Consider the following 25542-nt stretch of genomic DNA (forward strand, 5'->3'; position numbering starts at 1 on the left):
TAAAAAATCGTTAACAATAGCTCCATATCAAAATTAGACCAACACAGAAATGTATCAGTAAAAATTAACATAACTTATTAATTTTTATTGAAAATCTTAGCAATTTGTTGTCAAAACTCTATCCCATTACAAATGATCAGGATTTGAAGTGTTTTTGGCGGATAGACTATCTAACGTTATGCTTTTGATTATATGCGACAATTGTTTAAGTTTTTTATTCATGTTACCAATCACATCTTGTGTTCTTTTTGAACGGTTTAAAGTGAGAAACACTTTTTGTGTTCTGATATCCACAAGAGCGCCTATATTACGACTTTGATTACCTTTGTTAAAAGTTAAATCACCCAGGAGTTTCGCACTTAGCAAATAATATGCTAATCTAGAGAAAAATAGTTTTAGATAAAAATGACAAGATCAAAATGTAGCAAAGATTTATATAAATCATTCTTACAAGCAAGTAGTGTAAGATATACTAGCAAAGCATTATCTGAAGTAAGTCCATTAGATCTATCGCACGATAGTGCAAGTCGATGGTTAAAGAGTAAGGATTTTCGCCCTAGCGAAATCTATAGCAAAGTGTCAAAATATATTGATCTGGAAGATCCTTGTTTATTAGTGGGAGATGACACCTTATTGTCAAAGCAATACAGTAAGAGGATCGAGCTTGTAAATTATCAATATTCTGGGGCTGTACATGATGTTATACCTGGTATAGGAATGGTAAACTTACTGCATTACAATACTCAAATTGATCAATCTACTCCTGTAGATTATAGAATATATGATAAAGAAACTGATGGTAAAACAAAGAACGAGCATTTTTGTGATATAGCTAACGCGGAAAGGTTTTTACCATAGTTTTTGTATTTACTCACATATTCACCAGATCTAAATCCTATTAAACATTGCTGGACTAACTTTAAAAACTGTTTACGTAAAATTATTGATCAATGCCTAAGTTTTTCCTAATCTGTGGTAGAAACATTTCCGTGTGAGCTATATGCTTACTTTAGCTAAAGAAAGCATATCACAAAAATGCTCGTTCTTTGTTTTACCATCAGTTTCTTTATCATATATTCTATAATCTACAGGAGTAGATTGATCAATTTGAGTATTGTAATGCAGTAAGTTTACCATTCCTATACCAGGTATAACATCATGTACAGCCCCAGAATATTGATAATTTACAAGCTCGATCCTCTTACTGTATTGCTTTGACAATAAGGTGTCATCTCCCACTAATAAACAAGGATCTTCCAGATCAATATATTTTGACACTTTGCTATAGATTTCGCTAGGGCGAAAATCCTTACTCTTTAACCATCGACTTGCACTATCGTGCGATAGATCTAATGGACTTACTTCAGATAATGCTTTGCTAGTATATCTTACACTACTTGCTTGTAAGAATGATTTATATAAATCTTTGCTACATTTTGATCTTGTCATTTTTATCTAAAACTATTTTTCTCTAGATTAGCATATTATTTGCTAAGTGCGAAACTCCTGTTTCCTTTTTCTTGCTAAAGATAAATATAATTTTTGCCTTTGTGCTATAGGAGATGTATAAATAAACTGGTATATACTCTCTGTAGAAATATTGACAGTATCTCGTGATAGTTTACGTCTACCTGAAATTATATCTGGTGAAATACCCTGTGTTAACTGCTTTATTATTTCTGCTCGTAAATTATTATCAATATCTAATTTTCTTTTTCTCTTACCTTGCCTTAAACTGCAAGCAAGTGTGTTAGCCCTATCTGGTCTATAATTATGCCTCATTCTCTTGAGTTCATAACATATAGTGCTTTTATCACGGCCAATCTTTGTCCCTATATATCGCGAGCTATAACCACTCTTATTCATTTCGTATATTTTAAATCTTTCATCTATCGTTAAATGAGCCATGATATATCTATATTTAAATGATGCTCCTCGCAGCAGAGCTACGAGGTATCTAAAAAAGTTTTAGTTGTTTCTTATGATATCACGAAGCAGAGCTTCGGGGAATTAAACCCTGAGAGATTAAAAATTGATTATATCTGGCTTAATTAATTATAGAACTTTCCCTTATTAAGTATTTTTCTATATCTTCTCGAGTCTTAAAACGTTGCTTATCTCTTATATTTAATGATTCATCACGAGCACAGTAAAAATTCTCTATAGCTCTGTATACACTTGACCAACTACGCTGAAAATCTTTATTAGTTGTTAATTCAACAACAGATCTTGCTTTAACGCTATCATTAGTTACTAGTGATAGTATTAATTCTAAAACCACATCTTGATTATAGGGAAAAATTTTTTATTTCTTGCAACATTTCTTGTATCTGAATTTTTGTCAAAACTTCAGATTTGAGCGTATTTATATCATAACTTATAAGTTTGGCTATCTTTTTGTCAAAACTTCAGTTATAAGGCAAGGAACGGAGCATATACTTAATATGTGAGTACCGCAGCTCTTATAAAACGACGATGCCAATTTTTCAAGTTCTATCTGTGTCTACGCGATTTTTTGATATTCGAAATATATCTTTCTCACCGCATAAATCCAAGCAAGGCATACGAAAGTAAACACCATCATTAGAACAGGTGAAATAGAGGTAAAAGTTGCAGTTGGGATTATGGTAAATATAATAGATTGTACAAGCCCACTTGATGATTTACCAACTTTTGCACTTATCACGTCAACAGCAGCTTTACCTTTTGTTTTTAACTCTTGATCAAGAGGGATATATAGCATTTCTCTTGAAGTATCCCATATAGAATATTTTGTTCCCTTAGCTAAAATATTCTGGATTCCGCCGATAGATACGGCAAGTGCAAGAGGTGACATTAAAATTGCCCCATCAAATAATGATAGGATTTTTTGATCAAATACAATAAGCACAAAGAACAGAACTCCAGTAACCATTATTATCACAGGTGAGATTACAGCAGCAACAAACCAGTTGTGCATACGCATAACATTATTGCCGATAATAGTCATAACCATAATAGCAACGCCGGTCCAAAGTATATACAAGCTGTTAAATTCAGCATAAGTATTAACAGTTGGATATAGCTCCTTAATTTTTGCTTTCCATACGGCTTCAACTAAATTAATAGCAAAACCAAATGCTGCGGAGCAGATTAAAAGTAGCCATAAATATTTAGATTTTGCAATATATTTAAAGCTCTTAATGATCCCCATACGCTCGGAAGTTGATCGTCCACTTTTTGCCTTAGCATAAAATAAAGGATTAGTAAAAACATTTCTGCTAATAAAACGAATTAGTAGACAACAAATAACTGCAACGATTGTAACCAAAATAGTTGATATTTGTACTAAAGTGATTTTGCTGTCAGAAATATTTATAAAGTGCTTCACAATAGTCTCTTCAGATGATAAATTCATCATTAAGAAGCCCACTAATATTAAAGATGAATTACCAAATAACGAGAAAAGCGTATAGAGTCTTTTAGCTTCTTCAGTAGTAGTAAGCTCATTGGCGAATTGCCAGAATAATAATACATAAAAAATATTAGGCCAAAGCTCGGCGAGGCTGTAATATACTATATAACCCCAATTGCCTATTAATGATATATACCATTTAAAATGCGGGTAGCGTTCCATCCAATCAGCTAAATAGTTCGGATGCACATGAACAATATGAGTATTAGGATAGATAACAAAAGCAAATAAAACAAAAAAGCCGATAAAAAATGCAGTTAAATAATAAAAAATCTTCTCAAAAGTAAGATGATTAATCATTTTAGCATAAATAGTTACAAATAAAGCAGCTGCAGGTGTAACACAATAAACTTTAGCAAAACCAGCTATCTCTGCACTGATTTCAGAAATTAAAATACTATCTTTTAATATTCGTAAAATATTTTGATTAAATAAAATGCAAAACATTAAGGCACTCATCGGAATAAATTTTCCGAGTTCGTAGTTATGAATAGGCCAAAAAGCGGCTCTAAATTTGCTTTTAAACGGTCGCGATGATGAGGTACTTAGCATTATAAAGCCCTAGGGACAAAAAAAAAACTTAAGCACTTCGAGATTTTATGAAAAGATATTTTCTCTAAAAAATTTAGAGACTATATACTGTTTTGTTACATTCTGAAGATGCGAAAGTTTATACAATATTTTTGGTCCAATGTCAAGAAAGATTAATATAATATAAGAAAGTTAGGATCTGAAGTTTTGACAAAAATTCTAATTTTTCTGACTAAAGTAAAAATTTATATTTAAAGTTAAATATTTAGTGCTTTTATCATCTTAAAAGCGATATTTCTACAATTTAAAGTAAATTATTTGATATATAATACAAATTATAGATTGATACACTCGCCACTTTTTTTAATCTCTCAACCTGAATTCTGGATTAGCTAATTTTGAGATATAGCAGGTTTGTTAGGTTTCATACAGTATGCAATTAGGGCGGATAAGATATGTACAAAGGCATTCCAAATTGATCTATGTCTTGTATGTTCGAGCTCGAAAGCACCCTTCAGCACACTAAATAGTCCGTCCGCCAAAACTCTACAAGCCTTATAGATAATATGGTTTTAAGACAAGAAGTAATACAACAATCCGTAAGAAAATGATAAAATATGGTCATAAACCTTATGGATTTCAGTCAATGCCAATAGACAACATTATCAAATCGCAAGAACAAGGGAAACTGTTTTGTTATAAATTAAAAGAAGAATTAAACCCAAATAATAAGCTATATAAATTAAGAGAATTAATAAATTGGTCTAGGCTCGAAGAGTGGTTATCAAAAAATGTTTGTATTAAGAAATTTGGTAGAAATAGAAAATGTCATAGAGTGATGCTTGGCATAACGATGCTACAAGCAATGTATAATTTTTCAGATTCATTATCAGAGGAAGAGCTAAAAGAGAATATGTATTGGCAGTATTTCTGCGGGTGGGAATATATAGAAAAAGACATAGCTATCTCGGAAACTAGTATACGACGGTTTCGTAGTGTATTAGGTGAAGCTGGATATAATGAGATATTATCGGAGTTGATCAGGGTTGGGATAAAAACTAACACAATTAAAAAAAAAGATTTGGAATTAATCATCGCTGATACGACTGTACAAATTAAGAATATCAAACACCCACACGATGTTTATTTAATGGATAAAGCTAGGCTTAGCATAGTAAAGCTTTGCAACAGTTTGGGTATACATTTGAATGAAACATACGCTAGAACCTATAAACGCGATATAGTAAAGCTATGGAAATATAAAGAACATAGTAAAGCCAAGAAGCGTTGGAAAATAATGAAGCATTTAAAAATATTACTGGGTCGTTTGATTAGAGTATGTGAGCGTGAGATCAAAAATAAGCAATTAAACTTGTCTCTCAAAAATCAAGAAGTATTGCAAAAAATAAAACAAATACATAACCAATCTGTTTTAAAAAGAGAAGCTAAAAAGCAATATAAAGAAGATAACAAAGTATTATATAGTTTTCATGCCCCTGAAGTAGAGTGTATAGGAAAGGGAAAACGCAACAAGCCATATGAGTTTGGCAATAAAGTAGCGGTAGTAGTAAGTGGTCGTAGAAATTTTGTTTTATCCGCAAAATCGTTTCATAATAATCCTTATGATGGTCATACATTGCATCAGAGCTTTGAAGCAGTAGAGAGTGTCACTGGAATCAAGATAAAGAAATCATTTGTTGATCTTGGGTATAGTGGTAGCAATGTAAAGGAGAAGAGTAAGGTATATACCCCAAAAACGCGGAAGAAGTTGTTACAAGAGGACAAGTCTATGATCAAGAGACGCAGTGCCATAGAACCAATAATAGGTCACTTAAAGCAATATGGTCGGATGGGTAGAAACTTCTTGAAAGGTATGATAGGAGATATTATCAATCCAATAATCTCTGCTATTGGTTTGAATTTACGATGCATTGCAAATCATTTACAAATCGTGTCTAACTCCACATAAATCAAAAATATCATCATGCAAAAACTAGATGAACGATAAAAAATCGTTAACAATAGCTCCATATCAAAATTAGACCAACACAGAAATGTATCAGTAAAAATTAACATAACTTATTAATTTTTATTGAAAATCTTAGCAATTTGTTGTCAAAACTCTATCCCATTACAAATGATCAGGATTTGAAGTGTTTTTGGCGGATAGACTAAATACTGTTTCGATGGAAAGTTCTATAATTAATTAAGCCAGATATAATCAATTTTTAATTAAATATAGATATATCATGGCTCATTTAACGATAGATGAAAGATTTAAAATATACGAAATGAATAAGAGTGGTTATAGCTCGCGATATATAGGGACAAAGATTGGCCGTGATAAAAGCACTATATGTTATGAACTCAAGAGAATGAGGCATAATTATAGACCAGATAGGGCTAACACACTTGCTTGCAGTTTAAGGCAAGGTAAGAGAAAAAGAAAATTAGATATTGATAATAATTTACGAGCAGAAATAATAAAGCAGTTAACACAGGGTATTTCACCAGATATAATTTCAGGTAGACGTAAACTATCACGAGATACTGTCAATATTTCTACAGAGAGTATATACCAGTTTATTTATACATCTCCTATAGCACAAAGGCAAAAATTATATTTATCTTTAGCAAGAAAAAGGAAAAATAGGTTGCATCATGGTACAAGAATCAGAAACAAAAGAATTACAATACCAAATCGAGTTTCCATTACTGAAAGACCAGAGATAAATAGAAAGATAGCAGCAATAGGTCATTTAGAAGGTGATTTAACTTTTAACAAAGGTAATCAAAGTCGTAATATAGGCGCTCTTGTGGATATCAGAACACAAAAAGTGTTTCTCACTTTAAACCGTTCAAAAAGAACACAAGATGTGATTGGTAACATGAATAAAAAACTTAAACAATTGTCGCATATAATCAAAAGCATAACGTTAGATAATGGCAAAGAATTTACCAATCATGAACAACTATTGCCAAAATCTGAACGAAAAGTATATTTTTGCAATCCTTATTCTCCATGGCAAAAACCATTGATAGAGAAGATTAACTCAATGGTGCACAGAGTATACTCTAAATCTTTAGATATAAAAAAATTAACAATAAAGCAATTACAAGAAATTGAGGATTTTTTAAATGATGCTCCTCGCAGCAGAGCTACGAGGTATCTAAAAAAGTTTTAGTTGTTTCTTATGATATCACGAAGCAGAGCTTCGGGGAATTAAACCCTGAGAGATTAATACTGGAATTTACCGAACAATTGTTATTACCATCGCTCAATACTTAATTTATACCTATTAACTTGACGGTGCCGAAATTAGGCTATATAGTCTATCCGCCAAAAACACTTCAAATCCTGATCATTTGTAATGGGATAGAGTTTTGACAACAAATTGCTAAGATTTTCAATAAAAATTAATAAGTTATGTTAATTTTTACTGATACATTTCTGTGTTGGTCTAATTTTGATATGGAGCTATTGTTAACGATTTTTTATCGTTCATCTAGTTTGAGTCTTTTGCAATGATTGTGTAAATTTTTGTTGAGCCTATATTAGAAGTAATTAAAAATATAGGTAACAGAAATGCAAATAGAGAAGAATAAAAAAATAAATGAAGCAATAGATTTGCTGATAGAAGGCGGAGTAGATTTAAAAACAGTACTAAGTCAGAATGGATTAATTAAGGAATTAACCAAGGGTATTTTAGAGCGAGCACTGCATGCTGAGATGTCAGAACATTTAGGTTATAGCAAGTATGATAGAGCTGAAACTGAGAATGCGAGGAATGGTAGTTTTAGTAAGAATCTGATTAGTGAGAATGGTACTATAGAGATAAATGTTCCAAGAGACAGACAAGGTAAATTTGAACCTATAATAGTCTCAAAGAAACAAACAAGAATAGATGGCTTAGACCAAAAGATAATATCCTTATATGCGAAGGGTATGAGTGTGTCTGATATTAAAACACAATTGCAAGAATTATATGGAGCTGAGATCAGTGAGAGCCTAATCAGCAGGATTACAGATGAAGTAATAGATGAGGTCAAGATTTGGCAGAGTAGACCTCTTGAATCAGTATACCCTATAGTATATTTTGACTGTTTAGTAGTGAAAGTAAGACAAGATAAACTTATTATTAATAAATCAGTATATGTAGCTTTAGGAATAGATTTATCTGGCAGAAAGGATATTTTAGGCTTATGGATAAGTGAGAATGAAGGAGCTAAATTTTGGCTTGGTAATTTTACTGAAATGAAGAATCGAGGAGTAAAAGATATCTTAATTGCTTGTAGTGATAATCTAACTGGTATGTCTGATGCTATTGCATCAGTATATCCGAAAACTGAACATCAAATTTGTATTGTCCATCAGATCAGGAATAGCCTCAAATATGTATCATATAAAGATAGAAAGCAATTAGCAGCGGATTTGAAACTAATCTATACTTCTGCTACTGAAAAAGAAGCAGAATTAGCTCTTGAGTCATTTGATCAAAAATGGAGTAAGCAATATCCGCATATAGCTAAATCTTGGTATAATAATTGGGATAATTTGATAATTTTCTTGCAATATCCAAAGGAGATTCGTAAGATTATTTACACTACAAATGCGATAGAATCGCTGAATAGCCAATTGAGAAAAGTTACTAAGAATAAACGCATCTTTCCAAATGATGACGCAGTATTTAAAGTTTTATATCTGACAATTGATTATATTACCAAAAAATGGTCTATGCCTATCCCCAATTGGAATGAAGCTATGGCTCATTTTATGATCAAATTTGATGGTAGAATTTAATGGTTCACGAAATTTACACAATTGATGAGACAGAGCCTCTAGTTTTTGCATGATGATATTTTTGATTTATGTGGAGTTAGACACGATTTGTAAATGATTTGCAATGCATCGTAAATTCAAACCAATAGCAGAGATTATTGGATTGATAATATCTCCTATCATACCTTTCAAGAAGTTTCTACCCATCCGACCATATTGCTTTAAGTGACCTATTATTGGTTCTATGGCACTGCGTCTCTTGATCATAGACTTGTCCTCTTGTAACAACTTCTTCCGCGTTTTTGGGGTATATACCTTACTCTTCTCCTTTACATTGCTACCACTATACCCAAGATCAACAAATGATTTCTTTATCTTGATTCCAGTGACACTCTCTACTGCTTCAAAGCTCTGATGCAATGTATGACCATCATAAGGATTATTATGAAACGATTTTGCGGATAAAACAAAATTTCTACGACCACTTACTACTACCGCTACTTTATTGCCAAACTCATATGGCTTATTGCGTTTTCCCTTTCCTATACACTCTACTTCAGGGGCATGAAAACTATATAGTCTATCCGCCAAAAACACTTCAAATCCTGATCATTTGTAATGGGATAGAGTTTTGACAACAAATTGCTAAGATTTTCAATAAAAATTAATAAGTTATGTTAATTTTTACTGATACATTTCTGTGTTGGTCTAATTTTGATATGGAGCTATTGTTAACGATTTTTTATCGTTCATCTAGTTTTTGCATGATGATATTTTTGATTTATGTGGAGTTAGACACGATTTGTAAATGATTTGCAATGCATCGTAAATTCAAACCAATAGCAGAGATTATTGGATTGATAATATCTCCTATCATACCTTTCAAGAAGTTTCTACCCATCCGACCATATTGCTTTAAGTGACCTATTATTGGTTCTATGGCACTGCGTCTCTTGATCATAGACTTGTCCTCTTGTAACAACTTCTTCCGCGTTTTTGGGGTATATACCTTACTCTTCTCCTTTACATTGCTACCACTATACCCAAGATCAACAAATGATTTCTTTATCTTGATTCCAGTGACACTCTCTACTGCTTCAAAGCTCTGATGCAATGTATGACCATCATAAGGATTATTATGAAACGATTTTGCGGATAAAACAAAATTTCTACGACCACTTACTACTACCGCTACTTTATTGCCAAACTCATATGGCTTGTTGCGTTTTCCCTTTCCTATACACTCTACTTCAGGGGCATGTATAATGGACTAAAAAAATTGGACAAAAAAATGAAGGAGTGTGTTTCCGCAATAAGTTAGAATAAATAGCAATAAACTTAAGAGGAAAGATGAAGAAAAATAAAGTAAAAATTTTCAGTGCTTCAGAAAAAACGGGGATAGTATTAGAATTAATAAAAGAGGAGTCGACACTTGGTCAGTTAGCTTCAAAATATGCAATAAGTGTTAAAACAATTCAAAATTGGAAAAAACAGTTTTTAGGTAATGCGGCATTAGCTTTTGAACCAGCTAAAGTTTTGAGTGAATATCAAGAACAAATAAATCATTTACAAGAGCAAAATGATGAGCTTGCTAAAGCTCTTGGTAGAATCACAGTTGAGAGGGACTGGGCCGTGGGAAAGCTCAAAAGCTTGGATTTATCAAATAAAAAGAGTCTTGTACACTCCAAGCTAAATCAACTCTCAAAATCAAGACAGTGTGAACTATTAAAGATTAGTCGATCTACAGCCTACTATAAATCCAAGGAGATGAGTATAAATAAATTAAGTATTTTAAATAGAATAGATGAAATATATACAGATAATCCTGAATTTGGTTATCGCTATATTCATCAACAGTTACTAGAAGATGGTTTTATTGTCGGTAAAGATCGAGTACTGAAATATATGAGGATGATGGGTATAGAAGCTATTTACCCACATAAGAAAAAATCTACTTCTCGAAACGATAGTGAGCATAAGATCTATAGCTACTTACTTGATCAATATTGGACTAAATCTGGCTCAACAAAGCAAGTGTATGTGCCTAATGTGAATGAGGTTTGGAGTGGTGACATTACTTACATTAGAACTAATGGTGGCTTTATGTATATGGCAGCTATTATAGATTGGCATAGCAAGGCCATATTGAGCTATAAACTGTCAAATTCTATGGATGCATCTCTTGTAACTGATGTCTTGAAACAAGCTCTCAGTAAGTATAACGCTCCACAGATATTTAATAGTGATCAAGGTAGCCAATATACCAGTTATGACCACATAAATATTCTCAAGGAGCATGATATCCAAATTTCAATGAATGGCCAAGGTAGAAGTATTGATAATATAGTAATAGAAAGGTTTTTTAGAACTTTAAAATATAATTGTATCTTTATTAATGATTTTAACAATGTTAAAGAGTTAAAAGAGGGGATTGATCATTATCTGAATAAATATAATTATCACAGATTTCATTCAAGTATTGGTTATAAAAAGCCTATGAATGTATATCTGAATTATATGCAAAATTATCAGCAAATTGCTGCCTGATAATCGAAAAATTAGGAAAACATACTACTCATTTTTTTGTCTTGATTTTTCAGTCCACTATCATGAAAACTATATAATACTTTGTTATCTTCTTTATATTGCTTTTTAGCTTCTCTTTTTAAAACAGATTGGTTATGTATTTGTTTTATTTTTTGCAATACTTCTTGATTTTTGAGAGACAAGTTTAATTGCTTATTTTTGATCTCACGCTCACATACTCTAATCAAACGACCCAGTAATATTTTTAAATGCTTCATTATTTTCCAACGCTTCTTGGCTTTACTATGTTCTTTATATTTCCATAGCTTTACTATATCGCGTTTATAGGTTCTAGCGTATGTTTCATTCAAATGTATACCCAAACTGTTGCAAAGCTTTACTATGCTAAGCCTAGCTTTATCCATTAAATAAACATCGTGTGGGTGTTTGATATTCTTAATTTGTACAGTCGTATCAGCGATGATTAATTCCAAATCTTTTTTTTTAATTGTGTTAGTTTTTATCCCAACCCTGATCAACTCCGATAATATCTCATTATATCCAGCTTCACCTAATACACTACGAAACCGTCGTATACTAGTTTCCGAGATAGCTATGTCTTTTTCTATATATTCCCACCCGCAGAAATACTGCCAATACATATTCTCTTTTAGCTCTTCCTCTGATAATGAATCTGAAAAATTATACATTGCTTGTAGCATCGTTATGCCAAGCATCACTCTATGACATTTTCTATTTCTACCAAATTTCTTAATACAAACATTTTTTGATAACCACTCTTCGAGCCTAGACCAATTTATTAATTCTCTTAATTTATATAGCTTATTATTTGGGTTTAATTCTTCTTTTAATTTATAACCAAACAGTTTCCCTTGTTCTTGCGATTTGATAATGTTGTCTATTGGCATTGACTGAAATCCATAAGGTTTATGACCATATTTTATCATTTTCTTACGGATTGTTGTATTACTTCTTGTCTTAAAACCATATTATCTATAAGGCTTGTAGAGTTTTGGCGGACGGACTATATAATACTTTGTTATCTTCTTTATATTGCTTTTTAGCTTCTCTTTTTAAAACAGATTGGTTATGTATTTGTTTTATTTTTTGCAATACTTCTTGATTTTTGAGAGACAAGTTTAATTGCTTATTTTTGATCTCACGCTCACATACTCTAATCAAACGACCCAGTAATATTTTTAAATGCTTCATTATTTTCCAACGCTTCTTGGCTTTACTATGTTCTTTATATTTCCATAGCTTTACTATATCGCGTTTATAGGTTCTAGCGTATGTTTCATTCAAATGTATACCCAAACTGTTGCAAAGCTTTACTATGCTAAGCCTAGCTTTATCCATTAAATAAACATCGTGTGGGTGTTTGATATTCTTAATTTGTACAGTCGTATCAGCGATGATTAATTCCAAATCTTTTTTTTTAATTGTGTTAGTTTTTATCCCAACCCTGATCAACTCCGATAATATCTCATTATATCCAGCTTCACCTAATACACTACGAAACCGTCGTATACTAGTTTCCGAGATAGCTATGTCTTTTTCTATATATTCCCACCCGCAGAAATACTGCCAATACATATTCTCTTTTAGCTCTTCCTCTGATAATGAATCTGAAAAATTATACATTGCTTGTAGCATCGTTATGCCAAGCATCACTCTATGACATTTTCTATTTCTACCAAATTTCTTAATACAAACATTTTTTGATAACCACTCTTCGAGCCTAGACCAATTTATTAATTCTCTTAATTTATATAGCTTATTATTTGGGTTTAATTCTTCTTTTAATTTATAACCAAACAGTTTCCCTTGTTCTTGCGATTTGATAATGTTGTCTATTGGCATTGACTGAAATCCATAAGGTTTATGACCATATTTTATCATTTTCTTACGGATTGTTGTATTACTTCTTGTCTTAAAACCATATTATCTATAAGGCTTGTAGAGTTTTGGCGGACGGACTATATATGGAACAGAAAGGCAACAAATGCATATGAAATCACGAGAAGAGTTTTTAATCATGAGAAAAACATCTTGCTAAATCCAGAATATAAGAAAAAATATGAAGAACAACAAAAGTTAAAAAATTTAACAGAAGCATACATTTAGATTTTAAATATCTGTAAGATTAAATCTTGTATCTTAGTATTGTCTTTAGTAAACAACTATAAGATACTTAAGGGCACTTAAGTAAGAAGACTAATATGCCGTATTAAATCTTAGGGCTATGTAACCCTGTAGTTGAGATCAAACAATTAGTCTTCACATACTCATTAAAGATCGGACGGTATTCTTAGGTCTTGAAATTAATCAATGAACCTGTATTTACAAGGTTGATCTTTGGGTATTCTACTTATTATTAACATAGAAGGTCAAATATGAGTAGCATTATTTTGGGTATAGATATTTCTAAAGCAACATTTGACGTAGCTTTATTAAATGATAATAAAATCAAAACCAAAAAGTTTAATAATACTGCAAAAGGCTTTGCTGCACTAAAACAATGGTTAGAAAAAAAGGGAATAGATACTGCTCACGCTTGTATGGAATCAACAGGTGGTTACGAAGTTAGGTTAGCTCAATATCTTTATGATAATACATTTAAAGTTAGTGTCGTAAATCCAGCTCGCATCAAGGGCTTTGCAATGAGCAAGCTTTCAAGAGTTAAAACTGACAAATCTGATTGTGAATTGATAGCTTCTTTTTGCAAGGCTATGCAACCTGATCTTTGGCAACCAACCCCTATACATATTAAAGAATTACAACAATGGGTAAGACGCTTGGATAGTTTGATTGCTAATAAAAATCAAGAAAATAATAGATTGAGCGGAGCAAGTAAAGCAGTTGCCATTAACATTATGATTCATATTGAATTTCTGGATAAGCAAATTAAGGAAGTAGAAGAACTTATCTCTAATCATATTAAAGGACACAAAGACTTACATGATAAAAGTAAACTTCTTGATTCAATCCCTGGTATAGGAGAAAAAACAATAGGAGTGATACTTGCTTTTCTTGTTGTAGAAAATTTTAATTCTGCAAAACAACTAGCTGCGTTTGTTGGTCTTAACCCAAAGCCAAAACAATCAGGCACTTCTGTCCATGGAATAGGAAAAATATCAAAAACAGGAGATGCTAATTTACGTAAAGCTTTTTATATGCCTGCCATAGTTGCTATAAAACATAATCCGATTATTAAGGATTTTAGTCAACGTTTGAGCAATGTTGGAAAATCTAAAATGGTTATAGTGATTGCTGCTATGCGTAAGTTGCTTCACATAATTTATGGTGTTCTTAATAACAAAACATCTTTTAGTGCAAATATAAAAACCCTGTGAAATAAAATTGAGGTAAAATAATGAAAAAGTTGTTGACACTCAAGACGGTATCTTAACTTCTACAGACCGATATTTTAGTTTTTTCTTAAGGACCATTCAATGAAAATAATTTTTATTATTCAAAATCCTACATTTAATTTATTTGAAAGTTTTTATAATGAAATTAAACAGGATAAATTCTTTGATGTACAATTTATACTTATCCCATGTGAAAATAAAAACTATGTATTCAATAATATCGAAGAGCTAGCTAATTATTTTGACGAAAGAAACATAACGTATGTAATGGGATATAACTCATGTTCAAAAGAGTATATAGACATTGAATCTTTTTCTCCTGATCTTGTTATATATCAAATTTTATACGATGACTATAGGAAATCCGAATTGTTTCATTCTACTCATGTTGCTCAGTACGCTCGTATTGCACATATTTCTTACGGTCTTAATATGATAAAACATACAGGTCTTTATGAGGGATTGTTAGAAAAAAATCCTTTTACAAAAGTAATGTGGAAAATTTTTGTAGAAAATCAATATATAGAAAAAGAAATCAATCAAAAAATGCCTGAAAAGGCAAAAGCTATAGGATACTTAAAATGCGAAAAATATTTACAAAATTATGAAGATTTCCCAAAACGTTGGAGTCTTTCGAGAGAAAAATCTTTCAGAATAGTCTGGAAACCTAGATGGACGGGAACATCAGAGAGTTCTAATTTTTTAAAATATCTTGATTACTTTATTACTCTTGTTAAAATTGATAGTAATATTGACTTTGTATTTTATAGTCATCCATTGTTAGAATGGCAATTGGTCGAAAATACAAAAATTATGAAGCGTCATTCTTATAATATGCTTATTAAGGAATTATTGTGTTTAAAAAATTTTAGGATTGAAGATAGTGGAGATTTCTTAGATACTATAATGACTGCAGATTTGTACATAGGTGATTTTAGCTCTACTATGGCAGAGTTCTTTTTGACAGGAAGACCTATCATCTATACTCCTGTTAAAAGTTCTTTAAATGAAATTGGAAAAATGATGCAGCAAGGTATGTATACTGCGAATAATAAAGAAGAATTACATGGTTATATTATGAATATAAAAAATAAAAATGATCCTTTATCTGCCATTAGAAAGGATATTAAAAATATTGTAAGTTTGCCAGTTCAAAATAACCAATTTGCTCGCTATTTAGCAGATTATTTAAAACTGAAGTTTTGACAAAAAGATAACCAAACTTATAAAGTATAGCTTAATGCGATAAGATAGTGACTTTTTTAAGAACATAGTAAACAGCATCATAGAATGTTTCAAAGTCCGTCCGCCAAAACTCTACAAGCCTTATAGATAATATGGTTTTAAGACAAGAAGTAATACAACAATCCGTAAGAAAATGATAAAATATGGTCATAAACCTTATGGATTTCAGTCAATGCCAATAGACAACATTATCAAATCGCAAGAACAAGGGAAACTGTTTGGTTATAAATTAAAAGAAGAATTAAACCCAAATAATAAGCTATATAAATTAAGAGAATTAATAAATTGGTCTAGGCTCGAAGAGTGGTTATCAAAAAATGTTTGTATTAAGAAATTTGGTAGAAATAGAAAATGTCATAGAGTGATGCTTGGCATAACGATGCTACAAGCAATGTATAATTTTTCAGATTCATTATCAGAGGAAGAGCTAAAAGAGAATATGTATTGGCAGTATTTCTGCGGGTGGGAATATATAGAAAAAGACATAGCTATCTCGGAAACTAGTATACGACGGTTTCGTAGTGTATTAGGTGAAGCTGGATATAATGAGATATTATCGGAGTTGATCAGGGTTGGGATAAAAACTAACACAATTAAAAAAAAAGATTTGGAATTAATCATCGCTGATACGACTGTACAAATTAAGAATATCAAACACCCACACGATGTTTATTTAATGGATAAAGCTAGGCTTAGCATAGTAAAGCTTTGCAACAGTTTGGGTATACATTTGAATGAAACATACGCTAGAACCTATAAACGCGATATAGTAAAGCTATGGAAATATAAAGAACATAGTAAAGCCAAGAAGCGTTGGAAAATAATGAAGCATTTAAAAATATTACTGGGTCGTTTGATTAGAGTATGTGAGCGTGAGATCAAAAATAAGCAATTAAACTTGTCTCTCAAAAATCAAGAAGTATTGCAAAAAATAAAACAAATACATAACCAATCTGTTTTAAAAAGAGAAGCTAAAAAGCAATATAAAGAAGATAACAAAGTATTATATAGTTTTCATGCCCCTGAAGTAGAGTGTATAGGAAAGGGAAAACGCAACAAGCCATATGAGTTTGGCAATAAAGTAGCGGTAGTAGTAAGTGGTCGTAGAAATTTTGTTTTATCCGCAAAATCGTTTCATAATAATCCTTATGATGGTCATACATTGCATCAGAGCTTTGAAGCAGTAGAGAGTGTCACTGGAATCAAGATAAAGAAATCATTTGTTGATCTTGGGTATAGTGGTAGCAATGTAAAGGAGAAGAGTAAGGTATATACCCCAAAAACGCGGAAGAAGTTGTTACAAGAGGACAAGTCTATGATCAAGAGACGCAGTGCCATAGAACCAATAATAGGTCACTTAAAGCAATATGGTCGGATGGGTAGAAACTTCTTGAAAGGTATGATAGGAGATATTATCAATCCAATAATCTCTGCTATTGGTTTGAATTTACGATGCATTGCAAATCATTTACAAATCGTGTCTAACTCCACATAAATCAAAAATATCATCATGCAAAAACTAGATGAACGATAAAAAATCGTTAACAATAGCTCCATATCAAAATTAGACCAACACAGAAATGTATCAGTAAAAATTAACATAACTTATTAATTTTTATTGAAAATCTTAGCAATTTGTTGTCAAAACTCTATCCCATTACAAATGATCAGGATTTGAAGTGTTTTTGGCGGATAGACTTCAAAATCTCCTGCAACTTTCCTAATTGCATTCTTGATTTTAAACCAGTAATGCTCAATAGGATTTAAATCAGGAGAATAAGTTGGTAAAAATAAAATACTGCAACCAACAGATTCAATTAACGTTTTCACTTTTGTACTTTTATGAAAATTAATATTATCCATTACGACTATCTGACTAGGCTTTAATTCCTTGATCAATATCTCTTGTACATAAGTTTCAAAAATGTTCTTATTACATGTTCCATCAAATATTATCGGGGCAATCATATCTTTGACACACGGCTTTGTTGCATAAATAAGCTTTTGAATATACTGCCCCTAACCCCGCAATGCTAGCCTAGCCAACAGGCACAGAGATAGGTTTACCAATTTCAAACATTTTGTTTAATAAGTGGCATTTAATAGACATTTCTTTTGTCATATTTTGATCATGTCTTGATAGAAACTTACTACCAAAAGAAGTTTTAAATCGAAAGAACGTGTTCTCTACACGCTCCCTTCTACCATAATTATTCTTTACCCTCCATGCTTGGTATAGCTAACACGGAAATGTTTCTACCACAGATTAGGAAAAACTTAGGCATTGATCAATAATTTTACGTAAACAGTTTTTAAAGTTAGTCCAGCAATGTTTAATAGGATTTAGATCTGGTGAATATGTGAGTAAATACAAAAACTATGGTAAAAACCTTTCCGCGTTAGCTATATCCTTTGTTTTGTTGATATATAACAGCTGCATCTCTCTCAGTTTTATCCCTAAGCGATTGAACTTTTACTGAAGAGTTTGGGGGTCTAATAACTGGTTTTATCTTCTTCTTTCTCAACAATTGATATGTAGATTCACCGTCATACCCTCGATCTCCCAGAAAATCCTTGGCTCTGACATTAGCTATTAGTAGTCCAATCTGTGATCTATCATCTATAGTATGCTCTGTGGTACTATCGGCAAGTATCATACCTTGATCTTCTATAACGATATGTAGCTTTTTCCATATGCGACGCTTATATTGCTTACCATGCTTATTTTCTAGCCATTCGTTCCCTGTGTAGGCTTGTATCCCTGTACTATCCATTGAAATACAACTAAATTCTTTATCTTGATTTCCATGTAAATACCTAAGATCTAATGACTTCATACGCTTACTTAATGTTGTATAGTCTGGACATCTAATAGATAAACCCGATATTTCAAAGAGCCAGTTTATAAAGCCTTGGGTTTGGCGTAACTTAAGACCGAATAAGCATCTGATCTTCAAACACTGTAATATAGCGTGATCACTATAGCGTCTAGGTCTTCCTCGTTTCATTTCCTCTCTGTAATCAGCATACCAGCCAATCGCCAAATCACTGGCAATCATAAAATCTATGCGACCCCTATTGCGTAAAAAATTATTATATTCTGACCAATTCGTTATTTTATATTTAGAATACTTGCGTGATTTACTAAAAGGGGCTTTCTTCCGAGATCTCATATAATCTGGATTATTTTTAATTCAGGACATCTTACCAGATTATCACCACTCTTGCTCTACAAATCTTATTTATGCAACAAAGCCAGGGGCAGTATATTCAAAAGCTTATTTATGCAACAAAGCCGTGGAGCGTTATACTTACTGAGAGCTTGTTTCAAGACATCAGTTACAAGAGATGCATCCATAGAATTTGACAGTTTATAGCTCAATATGGCCTTGCTATGCCAATCTATAATAGCTGCCATATACATAAAGCCACCATTAGTTCTAATGTAAGTAATGTCACCACTCCAAACCTCATTCACATTAGGCACATACACTTGCTTTGTTGAGCCAGATTTAGTCCAATATTGATCAAGTAAGTAGCTATAGATCTTATGCTCACTATCGTTTCGAGAAGTAGATTTTTTCTTATGTGGGTAAATAGCTTCTATACCCATCATCCTCATATATTTCAGTACTCGATCTTTACCGACAATAAAACCATCTTCTAGTAACTGTTGATGAATATAGCGATAACCAAATTCAGGATTATCTGTATATATTTCATCTATTCTATTTAAAATACTTAATTTATTTATACTCATCTCCTTGGATTTATAGTAGGCTGTAGATCGACTAATCTTTAATAGTTCACACTGTCTTGATTTTGAGAGTTGATTTAGCTTGGAGTGTACAAGATATAATGGACTGAAAAAATTGGACAAAAAAATGAAGGAGTGTGTTTCCGCAATAAGTTAGAATAAATAGCAATAAACTTAAGAGGAAAGATGAAGAAAAATAAAGTAAAAATTTTCAGTGCTTCAGAAAAAACGGGGATAGTATTAGAATTAATAAAAGAGGAGTCGACACTTGGTCAGTTAGCTTCAAAATATGCAATAAGTGTTAAAACAATTCAAAATTGGAAAAAACAGTTTTTAGGTAATGCGGCATTAGCTTTTGAACCAGCTAAAGTTTTGAGTGAATATCAAGAACAAATAAATCATTTACAAGAGCAAAATGATGAACTTGCTAAAGCTCTTGGTAGAATCACAGTTGAGAGGGACTGGGCCGTGGGAAAGCTCAAAAGCTTGGATTTATCAAATAAAAAGAGTCTTGTACACTCCAAGCTAAATCAACTCTCAAAATCAAGACAGTGTGAACTATTAAAGATTAGTCGATCTACAGCCTACTATAAATCCAAGGAGATGAGTATAAATAAATTAAGTATTTTAAATAGAATAGATGAAATATATACAGATAATCCTGAATTTGGTTATCGCTATATTCATCAACAGTTACTAGAAGATGGTTTTATTGTCGGTAAAGATCGAGTACTGAAATATATGAGGATGATGGGTATAGAAGCTATTTACCCACATAAGAAAAAATCTACTTCTCGAAACGATAGTGAGCATAAGATCTATAGCTACTTACTTGATCAATATTGGACTAAATCTGGCTCAACAAAGCAAGTGTATGTGCCTAATGTGAATGAGGTTTGGAGTGGTGACATTACTTACATTAGAACTAATGGTGGCTTTATGTATATGGCAGCTATTATAGATTGGCATAGCAAGGCCATATTGAGCTATAAACTGTCAAATTCTATGGATGCATCTCTTGTAACTGATGTCTTGAAACAAGCTCTCAGTAAGTATAACGCTCCACAGATATTTAATAGTGATCAAGGTAGCCAATATACCAGTTATGACCACATAAATATTCTCAAGGAGCATGATATCCAAATTTCAATGAATGGCAAAGGTAGAAGTATTGATAATATAGTAATAGAAAGGTTTTTTAGAACTTTAAAATATAATTGTATCTTTATTAATGATTTTAACAATGTTAAAGAGTTAAAAGATGGGATTGATCATTATCTGAATAAATATAATTATCACAGATTTCATTCAAGTATTGGTTATAAAAAGCCTATGAATGTATATCTGAATTATATGCAAAATTATCAGCAAATTGCTGCCTGATAATCGAAAAATTAGGAAAACATACTACTCATTTTTTTGTCTTGATTTTTCATGTATGGACCTCCTGTAGAATGCAAGAAAAAAATAACATCAATAATAAAAACAAACAAATGCAGTCATGTATCCGGCTTATAGCTGATAAATCAACCTAATTTATTCTACAGCCCTGATGGAATTCGCTGGCTTACAAACTATATACTTATCAGTCCATCGGCTTCTAAAAGAGCCACTGAAAAACGCAGTTTTTTTGTAAGCTAAGGTTTGTCTTATTTACCATCAATATTAATTATCTCAAGCATATTTCGGGTTGGAATCTCTTACATATTGTTTTGCTTTTACCTATTCATTATATAAATCACCATTTATTTTACTTATAAGTGCTATGCTACACACTCTTTAGCTACAAACTTTACTCTCTACATAATCATCTCCTGATCTTAGTACAGCAAACACCACTCTTGCCAACTTATTAGCTATGGCAACTGTCGTTTTATTATGGCTACTTCGCTCAGATAAATTAAACATCCATTTCGTAAATTGGCTAAAATCTTTTTTAGATTTCTGTTCTTCCGATGTAAATCTTATCTTGGCATTTAGTACAGCTCTAGCCCCTTGAATTAATAAAGTGCGTAAGTATACATCACCTCGCTTGCTAATTCCCAGCAGCTTATCCTTCCCACCACTTGAATGTTGTCTTGGCACTAATCCTAGCCATGCCGATAATTGCCTGCCATTCTCAAAACTTGTAGCATTACCTATTGATGCTATTAAAGCAGTAGCAGTAATTAAACCAAGACCAGGTATAGCTCTTAATCGTTGATATTGAGTTAGGTTACTTGCTATCATTGTTAATCGTTTTTCTATCTCTTTTATTTTTCTGTTATTATCTAAGAATTCTTCTTTTAGTTCACTAAATGTTTGATAACTTAACTGGCTTAATTTCCCTGCATCTAAAATCTCAATTAATTTTGTGATAACCTTATTAATGCCTTGAGGAACAATAAAACCAAACTCATGTAGTAGCCCCCTAATTTCATTAGCAAGTGCTGTACGATTTTTTACCAATCTCTCTCTTACCCTATGTATTGATAAAATTTCTTGTTGCTCTATAGTTTTAATTGCAACAAATCTCATATTAGGTCTTGTCACGGCTTCACATATCGCTTCAGCATCTGCTTGATCATTTTTATTAGTTTTAACATATGGTTTGACAAATTGCGGTGCCATTAGTTTTACTTCATGCCCTAATTTAGTTATTTCTCTTGCCCAATAACTAGAACCACCACAAGCTTCCATCCCTACTAAACATTGTGGTAAATTAGCCATAAATGTCAAAACCTGATCTCTCATCAATTTTTTCTTTAATACTGTCTTGCCATTTTTATCTACACCATGAATTTGAAAAATTCTTTTTGCAATATCTATACCAATTGTAGTAACCTCCATATGGACCTCCTTAATTGTTGTTTTAATATGTTAAATATTAACCCTAGAAGATTAGCAACTGCTTTTCATTCTCTATATCAGGAGGTCCATACCATTAGTCCACTATCGAAGAAGTTGTTACAAGAGGACAAGTCTATGATCAAGAGACGCAGTGCCATAGAACCAATAATAGGTCACTTAAAGCAATATGGTCGGATGGGTAGAAACTTCTTGAAAGGTATGATAGGAGATATTATCAATCCAATAATCTCTGCTATTGGTTTGAATTTACGATGCATTGCAAATCATTTACAAATCGTGTCTAACTCCACATAAATCAAAAATATCATCATGCAAAAACTAGATGAACGATAAAAAATCGTTAACAATAGCTCCATATCAAAATTAGACCAACACAGAAATGTATCAGTAAAAATTAACATAACTTATTAATTTTTATTGAAAATCTTAGCAATTTGTTGTCAAAACTCTATCCCATTACAAATGATCAGGATTTGAAGTGTTTTTGGCGGATAGACTATCTAAAAAAGTTTTAGTTGTTTCTTATGATATCACGAAGCAGAGCTTCGGGGAATTAAACCCTGAGAGATTAATACTGGAATTTACCGGTGATTATCGAAACCGGCGCTCTATCCTCTACATTACCAGGCGTTAGTTTTAGACCTTGAATCTCACCTTTTTCGTTAATAACCAAATGTAATTTTAGACCAAAAAACCAACTTTTTGTTGTTTTACCCAAAGCAGCAATACCGGCAAAGACTTTATTACGAGAGATTCTTTTTCGATGACAAACCTCTAAAGATGTGGCGTCAATATAAGAAACTCCCGTAGATTGAGCTGCCTGCATATACCATTCAAGTAATAAAACTAAATAACTCAGAACTCTTGGTTTGAGAGCTATAAAACGAGTATATGATGGAAGAGTTACAAAGTCTGATTTATATAATTGTAGATAGGACATATAAAAATATTTAAAGTTTTTACAAGGTGATTGATGGTATAAAAGCACTATTGTTAACAGCTCAGAATAGCTTATTTCAGGCTTTCTTGTAGGGTTTTTATTAATTAATGGTAGAAATGATTTATTAATCCACTGCTCGCTAATTTTACAAAAATCATCGACAAAACAAAATAATGCAGTAATATCTTTCTTCATGGGGATACTCTTGTTTTTTTGCTAAAAATTATATAGAGTATCTTCTATCCCTTGTAAATACTTACTTCCAAACCTAGATTAATCCAGAATTCAGGTTTCTAATATAGGCTCAACAAAAATTTACACAATCATTGCAAAAGACTCATTTAAAACTTCTTTTGGTAGTAAGTTTCTATCAAGACATGATCAAAATATGACAAAAGAAATGTCTATTAAATGCCACTTATTAAACAAAATGTTTGAAATTGGTAAACCTATTTCTGTGCCTGTTGGCTAGGCTAGCATTGCGGGGTTAGGGGCAGTATATTCAAAAGCTTATTTATGCAACAAAGCCACATTTTCCACCCTCAATAATACAAAAACCCCAGCTATTACAAATAACCCACTACAAACAAATATAATTTTCTTTATGTAATTTTTCATTTTACTTTTAACCTTTTTAAAATATTTTCTTTCCCTAAAATTTCAGCAATTTCAAATATGCTAGGTGAGCCAACCATACCTGTAATTAAAGCTCTCACAGGCTTCATAACTTCATTCATATTTAAACTATTTGCTGCCACTATTTTCTTAAATTCAGACTGCACTGATTCTTTATCAAACTGCTCAAGTTTTTCTAGGCTTTCTATAACATTGCTAAGCAAATTTTTATCGCAATTTTCTATAATTTCCTTTGCATCATTTTCATAAGCAATAGGAGTATCTATTAAATAAATTTTTGCAAGATTTGCTAAATCTAGTAAGGTTTCGCTTCTAACTAATAAACCTTGCAGACCAAGTTTTATATAATTTACTTCCTGCTCGCTGACCTTATAATTTCGATTTAATATCTCTAAAATTTTAGTAATTAAACTGTTCTCATCAAGCATTCTTAAATAATGGCTATTTAAGCTGTTCATTTTAGTAAAATCAAGCCTTGCAGGTGATTTACCGAGTGAATCTAGGTTAAACCATTCGATAGCTTGATCCATCTGGATAATCTCATCATCCCCATGACTCCAACCAAGACGCAATAGATAATTACATAAGCTTTCCGGCAAATACCCCATATCCTTATAAGATTCAACACCTAAAGCCCCATGCCTTTTAGACAATTTAGCACCATCTGCTCCATGAATTAGCGGTATATGAGTCATGCTTGGAACCTGGTAACCAAAAGCGTTATATATAGCGATTTGCCTTGCAGCATTTGTTAAATGATCATCACCTCTAATAATATGAGTTATGCCTATATCGTGATCATCCACCACCACGGCTAACATGTAAGTAGCAGTGCCATCACTACGCAGCAGTACCATATCATCAATGTGAGAGTTCTCAATTACCACATCACCTTGTAGCGTGTCATGAATTGTTATGCTACCTGATCTCGGAGTTTTTAAACGTATAACCGGCTTTATGTCTTTTGGGTAAGTATCAGAAGTTTTATCACGCCACCTACTATTAAAAATAAAATGCTGCTTATTTTCTAGAGCTTCTTGTCTTTGCTTTTCTATTTCTTCCTGAGGTGTAAAACAATAATATGCCTTACCCTCTGCAAGCAACTTTAATGCTGCTTCCTTATAAAGATCATTGCGTTTAGATTGGAATACAACTTCATCATCCCAATTAAGCCCTAGCCATTTCAGTCCTGAAAATATGGCTTCTACCGCTGCTTCTGTTGATCTTTCTTTATCAGTATCTTCAATACGTAATAAGAATTTGCCGTTATTATGCTTAGCAAATAAATAATTGAATAAAGCCGTTCTTGCTGAACCTATATGTAAAAACCCCGTCGGTGACGGAGCAAATCTAGTAATCACGTTGTTAGTCATTTTTTTATACATAGATGTCATTGCGAGAAGAAACTATAAGTTTTGTACGTGCACA

The 25542-nt window shown here is 32.1% G+C and carries 20 protein-coding genes and 6 pseudogenes; 10 read left to right on the forward strand and 16 right to left on the reverse strand.

What is annotated here, in order from left to right; all coding sequences use genetic code 11:
• Nucleotides 1-126: 126 nt before the first annotated feature.
• Nucleotides 127-366, reverse strand: coding sequence for a hypothetical protein (locus AAHI98_RS04960; RefSeq protein ID WP_342225209.1), 240 nt, complete (start codon nucleotides 364-366; stop codon nucleotides 127-129).
• Nucleotides 367-405: 39 nt separating this feature from the next.
• Between AAHI98_RS04960 and AAHI98_RS04965 the strand changes: the two are divergent.
• A pseudogene (locus tag AAHI98_RS04965) lies at nucleotides 406-831 on the forward strand (IS701 family transposase); the annotation flags it as partial.
• A gap of 177 nt (nucleotides 832-1008) precedes the next feature.
• On the opposite strand, the pseudogene AAHI98_RS04970 reads toward AAHI98_RS04965, so the two are convergent.
• The 5 genes and pseudogenes from AAHI98_RS04970 to AAHI98_RS04990 form a co-directional block, all read right to left on the reverse strand.
• Nucleotides 1009-1449: pseudogene (locus AAHI98_RS04970) on the reverse strand (IS701 family transposase); the annotation flags it as partial.
• A 60-nt stretch (nucleotides 1450-1509) separates the two neighbouring features.
• Nucleotides 1510-1908: pseudogene (locus tag AAHI98_RS04975) on the reverse strand (transposase); the annotation flags it as partial.
• 139 nt (nucleotides 1909-2047) lie between these two features.
• On the reverse strand, nucleotides 2048-2281 hold the full coding sequence (locus tag AAHI98_RS04980; protein ID WP_342225212.1) for a hypothetical protein: 234 nt from the start codon (nucleotides 2279-2281) through the stop codon (nucleotides 2048-2050).
• A gap of 222 nt (nucleotides 2282-2503) precedes the next feature.
• Nucleotides 2504-4006 carry a GTP/GDP exchange transporter Tlc5 gene (gene tlc5 / locus AAHI98_RS04985; RefSeq protein WP_342225213.1) on the reverse strand — a complete coding sequence of 501 codons (1503 nt, stop codon included), beginning with the start codon at nucleotides 4004-4006 and terminating at the stop codon, nucleotides 2504-2506.
• A 371-nt stretch (nucleotides 4007-4377) separates the two neighbouring features.
• Nucleotides 4378-4512: pseudogene (locus AAHI98_RS04990) on the reverse strand (IS982 family transposase); the annotation flags it as partial.
• An 80-nt stretch (nucleotides 4513-4592) separates the two neighbouring features.
• On the opposite strand from AAHI98_RS04990, the gene AAHI98_RS04995 reads away from it, so the two are divergent.
• The 3 genes from AAHI98_RS04995 to AAHI98_RS05005 all read left to right on the forward strand — a co-directional run bounded on the left by AAHI98_RS04995 (nucleotide 4593) and on the right by AAHI98_RS05005 (nucleotide 8786).
• On the forward strand, nucleotides 4593-5954 hold the full coding sequence (locus AAHI98_RS04995; RefSeq protein WP_342224851.1) for an IS5 family transposase: 1362 nt from the start codon (nucleotides 4593-4595) through the stop codon (nucleotides 5952-5954).
• A 280-nt stretch (nucleotides 5955-6234) separates the two neighbouring features.
• Nucleotides 6235-7170 carry an IS30 family transposase gene (locus tag AAHI98_RS05000; RefSeq protein WP_342225215.1) on the forward strand — a complete coding sequence of 312 codons (936 nt, stop codon included), beginning with the start codon at nucleotides 6235-6237 and terminating at the stop codon, nucleotides 7168-7170.
• Nucleotides 7171-7571: 401 nt separating this feature from the next.
• Nucleotides 7572-8786, forward strand: a complete 1215-nt coding sequence (locus AAHI98_RS05005) for an IS256 family transposase (RefSeq protein ID WP_342224684.1) — start codon at nucleotides 7572-7574, stop codon at nucleotides 8784-8786.
• 66 nt (nucleotides 8787-8852) lie between these two features.
• Here AAHI98_RS05005 and AAHI98_RS05010 read toward each other — a convergent pair whose 3' ends face one another.
• Together AAHI98_RS05010 and AAHI98_RS05015 are read right to left on the reverse strand one after the other, a co-directional pair.
• Nucleotides 8853-9356 carry a transposase gene (locus tag AAHI98_RS05010; protein ID WP_342224861.1) on the reverse strand — a complete coding sequence of 168 codons (504 nt, stop codon included), beginning with the start codon at nucleotides 9354-9356 and terminating at the stop codon, nucleotides 8853-8855.
• Between the two features lie 190 nt (nucleotides 9357-9546).
• Entirely contained in the window at nucleotides 9547-10032 is a 486-nt protein-coding gene (locus tag AAHI98_RS05015; RefSeq protein WP_342225379.1) for a transposase, read from the reverse strand.
• Nucleotides 10033-10115: 83 nt separating this feature from the next.
• Here AAHI98_RS05015 and AAHI98_RS05020 point away from each other — a divergent pair, with 83 nt between their 5' ends.
• The gene (locus AAHI98_RS05020) at nucleotides 10116-11312 is read left to right on the forward strand and encodes an IS3 family transposase (protein ID WP_342224752.1); all 1197 of its coding nucleotides are present in this window, start codon (nucleotides 10116-10118) and stop codon (nucleotides 11310-11312) included.
• 11 nt (nucleotides 11313-11323) lie between these two features.
• Here the strand turns inward: AAHI98_RS05020 and AAHI98_RS05025 are convergent, their stop codons facing one another.
• Both AAHI98_RS05025 and AAHI98_RS05030 read right to left on the reverse strand, forming a co-directional pair.
• Complete coding sequence (locus AAHI98_RS05025; RefSeq protein ID WP_342225216.1) at nucleotides 11324-12259, reverse strand: transposase; 936 nt, start codon at nucleotides 12257-12259, stop codon at nucleotides 11324-11326.
• A 46-nt stretch (nucleotides 12260-12305) separates the two neighbouring features.
• Nucleotides 12306-13214: a transposase gene (locus AAHI98_RS05030; RefSeq protein WP_342224860.1), complete on the reverse strand. Its 909-nt coding sequence runs from the start codon at nucleotides 13212-13214 to the stop codon at nucleotides 12306-12308.
• Nucleotides 13215-13708: 494 nt separating this feature from the next.
• Here AAHI98_RS05030 and AAHI98_RS05035 point away from each other — a divergent pair, with 494 nt between their 5' ends.
• The 3 genes from AAHI98_RS05035 (at nucleotide 13709) to AAHI98_RS05045 (ending at nucleotide 17426) form a co-directional block, all read left to right on the forward strand.
• Complete coding sequence (locus AAHI98_RS05035) at nucleotides 13709-14668, forward strand: transposase (RefSeq protein WP_342224639.1); 960 nt, start codon at nucleotides 13709-13711, stop codon at nucleotides 14666-14668.
• 99 nt (nucleotides 14669-14767) lie between these two features.
• Nucleotides 14768-15892, forward strand: coding sequence for a hypothetical protein (locus tag AAHI98_RS05040; protein WP_342225217.1), 1125 nt, complete (start codon nucleotides 14768-14770; stop codon nucleotides 15890-15892).
• A 172-nt stretch (nucleotides 15893-16064) separates the two neighbouring features.
• The gene (locus AAHI98_RS05045) at nucleotides 16065-17426 is read left to right on the forward strand and encodes an IS5 family transposase (RefSeq protein ID WP_342224717.1); all 1362 of its coding nucleotides are present in this window, start codon (nucleotides 16065-16067) and stop codon (nucleotides 17424-17426) included.
• 146 nt (nucleotides 17427-17572) lie between these two features.
• Here the strand turns inward: AAHI98_RS05045 and AAHI98_RS05050 are convergent.
• The 3 genes and pseudogenes from AAHI98_RS05050 to AAHI98_RS05060 all read right to left on the reverse strand — a co-directional run.
• Nucleotides 17573-17911, reverse strand: a pseudogene (locus AAHI98_RS05050) (transposase); the annotation flags it as partial.
• A 419-nt stretch (nucleotides 17912-18330) separates the two neighbouring features.
• Nucleotides 18331-19104, reverse strand: coding sequence for an IS5 family transposase (locus AAHI98_RS05055; RefSeq protein ID WP_342225218.1), 774 nt, complete (start codon nucleotides 19102-19104; stop codon nucleotides 18331-18333).
• Nucleotides 19105-19169: 65 nt separating this feature from the next.
• Nucleotides 19170-19811: a DDE-type integrase/transposase/recombinase gene (locus AAHI98_RS05060; RefSeq protein WP_342225219.1), complete on the reverse strand. Its 642-nt coding sequence runs from the start codon at nucleotides 19809-19811 to the stop codon at nucleotides 19170-19172.
• A gap of 63 nt (nucleotides 19812-19874) precedes the next feature.
• Between AAHI98_RS05060 and AAHI98_RS05065 the strand changes: the two genes are divergently transcribed.
• Complete coding sequence (locus AAHI98_RS05065; RefSeq protein WP_342224643.1) at nucleotides 19875-21071, forward strand: IS3 family transposase; 1197 nt, start codon at nucleotides 19875-19877, stop codon at nucleotides 21069-21071.
• 396 nt (nucleotides 21072-21467) lie between these two features.
• Here the strand turns inward: AAHI98_RS05065 and AAHI98_RS05070 are convergent, their stop codons facing one another.
• The gene (locus AAHI98_RS05070; protein ID WP_342224642.1) at nucleotides 21468-22517 is read right to left on the reverse strand and encodes an IS110 family RNA-guided transposase; all 1050 of its coding nucleotides are present in this window, start codon (nucleotides 22515-22517) and stop codon (nucleotides 21468-21470) included.
• 114 nt (nucleotides 22518-22631) lie between these two features.
• Here AAHI98_RS05070 and AAHI98_RS05075 point away from each other — a divergent pair, with 114 nt between their 5' ends.
• Nucleotides 22632-22832, forward strand: a complete 201-nt coding sequence (locus AAHI98_RS05075) for a hypothetical protein (protein ID WP_342224789.1) — start codon at nucleotides 22632-22634, stop codon at nucleotides 22830-22832.
• A gap of 292 nt (nucleotides 22833-23124) precedes the next feature.
• On the opposite strand, the pseudogene AAHI98_RS05080 reads toward AAHI98_RS05075, so the two are convergent.
• Nucleotides 23125-23673: pseudogene (locus tag AAHI98_RS05080) on the reverse strand (IS982 family transposase); the annotation flags it as partial.
• Nucleotides 23674-24092: 419 nt separating this feature from the next.
• Nucleotides 24093-25487, reverse strand: a complete 1395-nt coding sequence (gene gltX / locus AAHI98_RS05085) for a glutamate--tRNA ligase (RefSeq protein WP_342225380.1) — start codon at nucleotides 25485-25487, stop codon at nucleotides 24093-24095.
• Between the last annotated feature and the right edge of the window lie 55 nt (nucleotides 25488-25542).

It is taken from the genome of Rickettsia endosymbiont of Urophora cardui (genome assembly GCF_964030725.1).
In the GTDB taxonomy this organism is placed as follows: Bacteria; Pseudomonadota; Alphaproteobacteria; order Rickettsiales; family Rickettsiaceae; genus Rickettsia.

What these genes read in the sequence shown, in the direction of transcription:
- AAHI98_RS05000 (WP_342225215.1), top strand. Translation starts at nt 6,235, where the DNA reads ATGGCTCATTTAACGATAGATGAAAGATTTAAAATATACGAAATGAAT.
- AAHI98_RS05030 (WP_342224860.1), bottom strand. Translation starts at nt 13,214, where the DNA reads ATGATAAAATATGGTCATAAACCTTATGGATTTCAGTCAATGCCAATA.
- AAHI98_RS05040 (WP_342225217.1), top strand. Translation starts at nt 14,768, where the DNA reads ATGAAAATAATTTTTATTATTCAAAATCCTACATTTAATTTATTTGAA.
- AAHI98_RS05055 (WP_342225218.1), bottom strand. Translation starts at nt 19,104, where the DNA reads ATGAGATCTCGGAAGAAAGCCCCTTTTAGTAAATCACGCAAGTATTCT.
- tlc5 (WP_342225213.1), bottom strand. Translation starts at nt 4,006, where the DNA reads ATGCTAAGTACCTCATCATCGCGACCGTTTAAAAGCAAATTTAGAGCC.
- AAHI98_RS04995 (WP_342224851.1), top strand. Translation starts at nt 4,593, where the DNA reads ATGATAAAATATGGTCATAAACCTTATGGATTTCAGTCAATGCCAATA.
- AAHI98_RS05035 (WP_342224639.1), top strand. Translation starts at nt 13,709, where the DNA reads ATGAGTAGCATTATTTTGGGTATAGATATTTCTAAAGCAACATTTGAC.
- AAHI98_RS05065 (WP_342224643.1), top strand. Translation starts at nt 19,875, where the DNA reads ATGAAGAAAAATAAAGTAAAAATTTTCAGTGCTTCAGAAAAAACGGGG.
- AAHI98_RS05005 (WP_342224684.1), top strand. Translation starts at nt 7,572, where the DNA reads ATGCAAATAGAGAAGAATAAAAAAATAAATGAAGCAATAGATTTGCTG.
- AAHI98_RS05020 (WP_342224752.1), top strand. Translation starts at nt 10,116, where the DNA reads ATGAAGAAAAATAAAGTAAAAATTTTCAGTGCTTCAGAAAAAACGGGG.
- gltX (WP_342225380.1), bottom strand. Translation starts at nt 25,487, where the DNA reads ATGACTAACAACGTGATTACTAGATTTGCTCCGTCACCGACGGGGTTT.
- AAHI98_RS05025 (WP_342225216.1), bottom strand. Translation starts at nt 12,259, where the DNA reads ATGATAAAATATGGTCATAAACCTTATGGATTTCAGTCAATGCCAATA.
- AAHI98_RS05045 (WP_342224717.1), top strand. Translation starts at nt 16,065, where the DNA reads ATGATAAAATATGGTCATAAACCTTATGGATTTCAGTCAATGCCAATA.
- AAHI98_RS05070 (WP_342224642.1), bottom strand. Translation starts at nt 22,517, where the DNA reads ATGGAGGTTACTACAATTGGTATAGATATTGCAAAAAGAATTTTTCAA.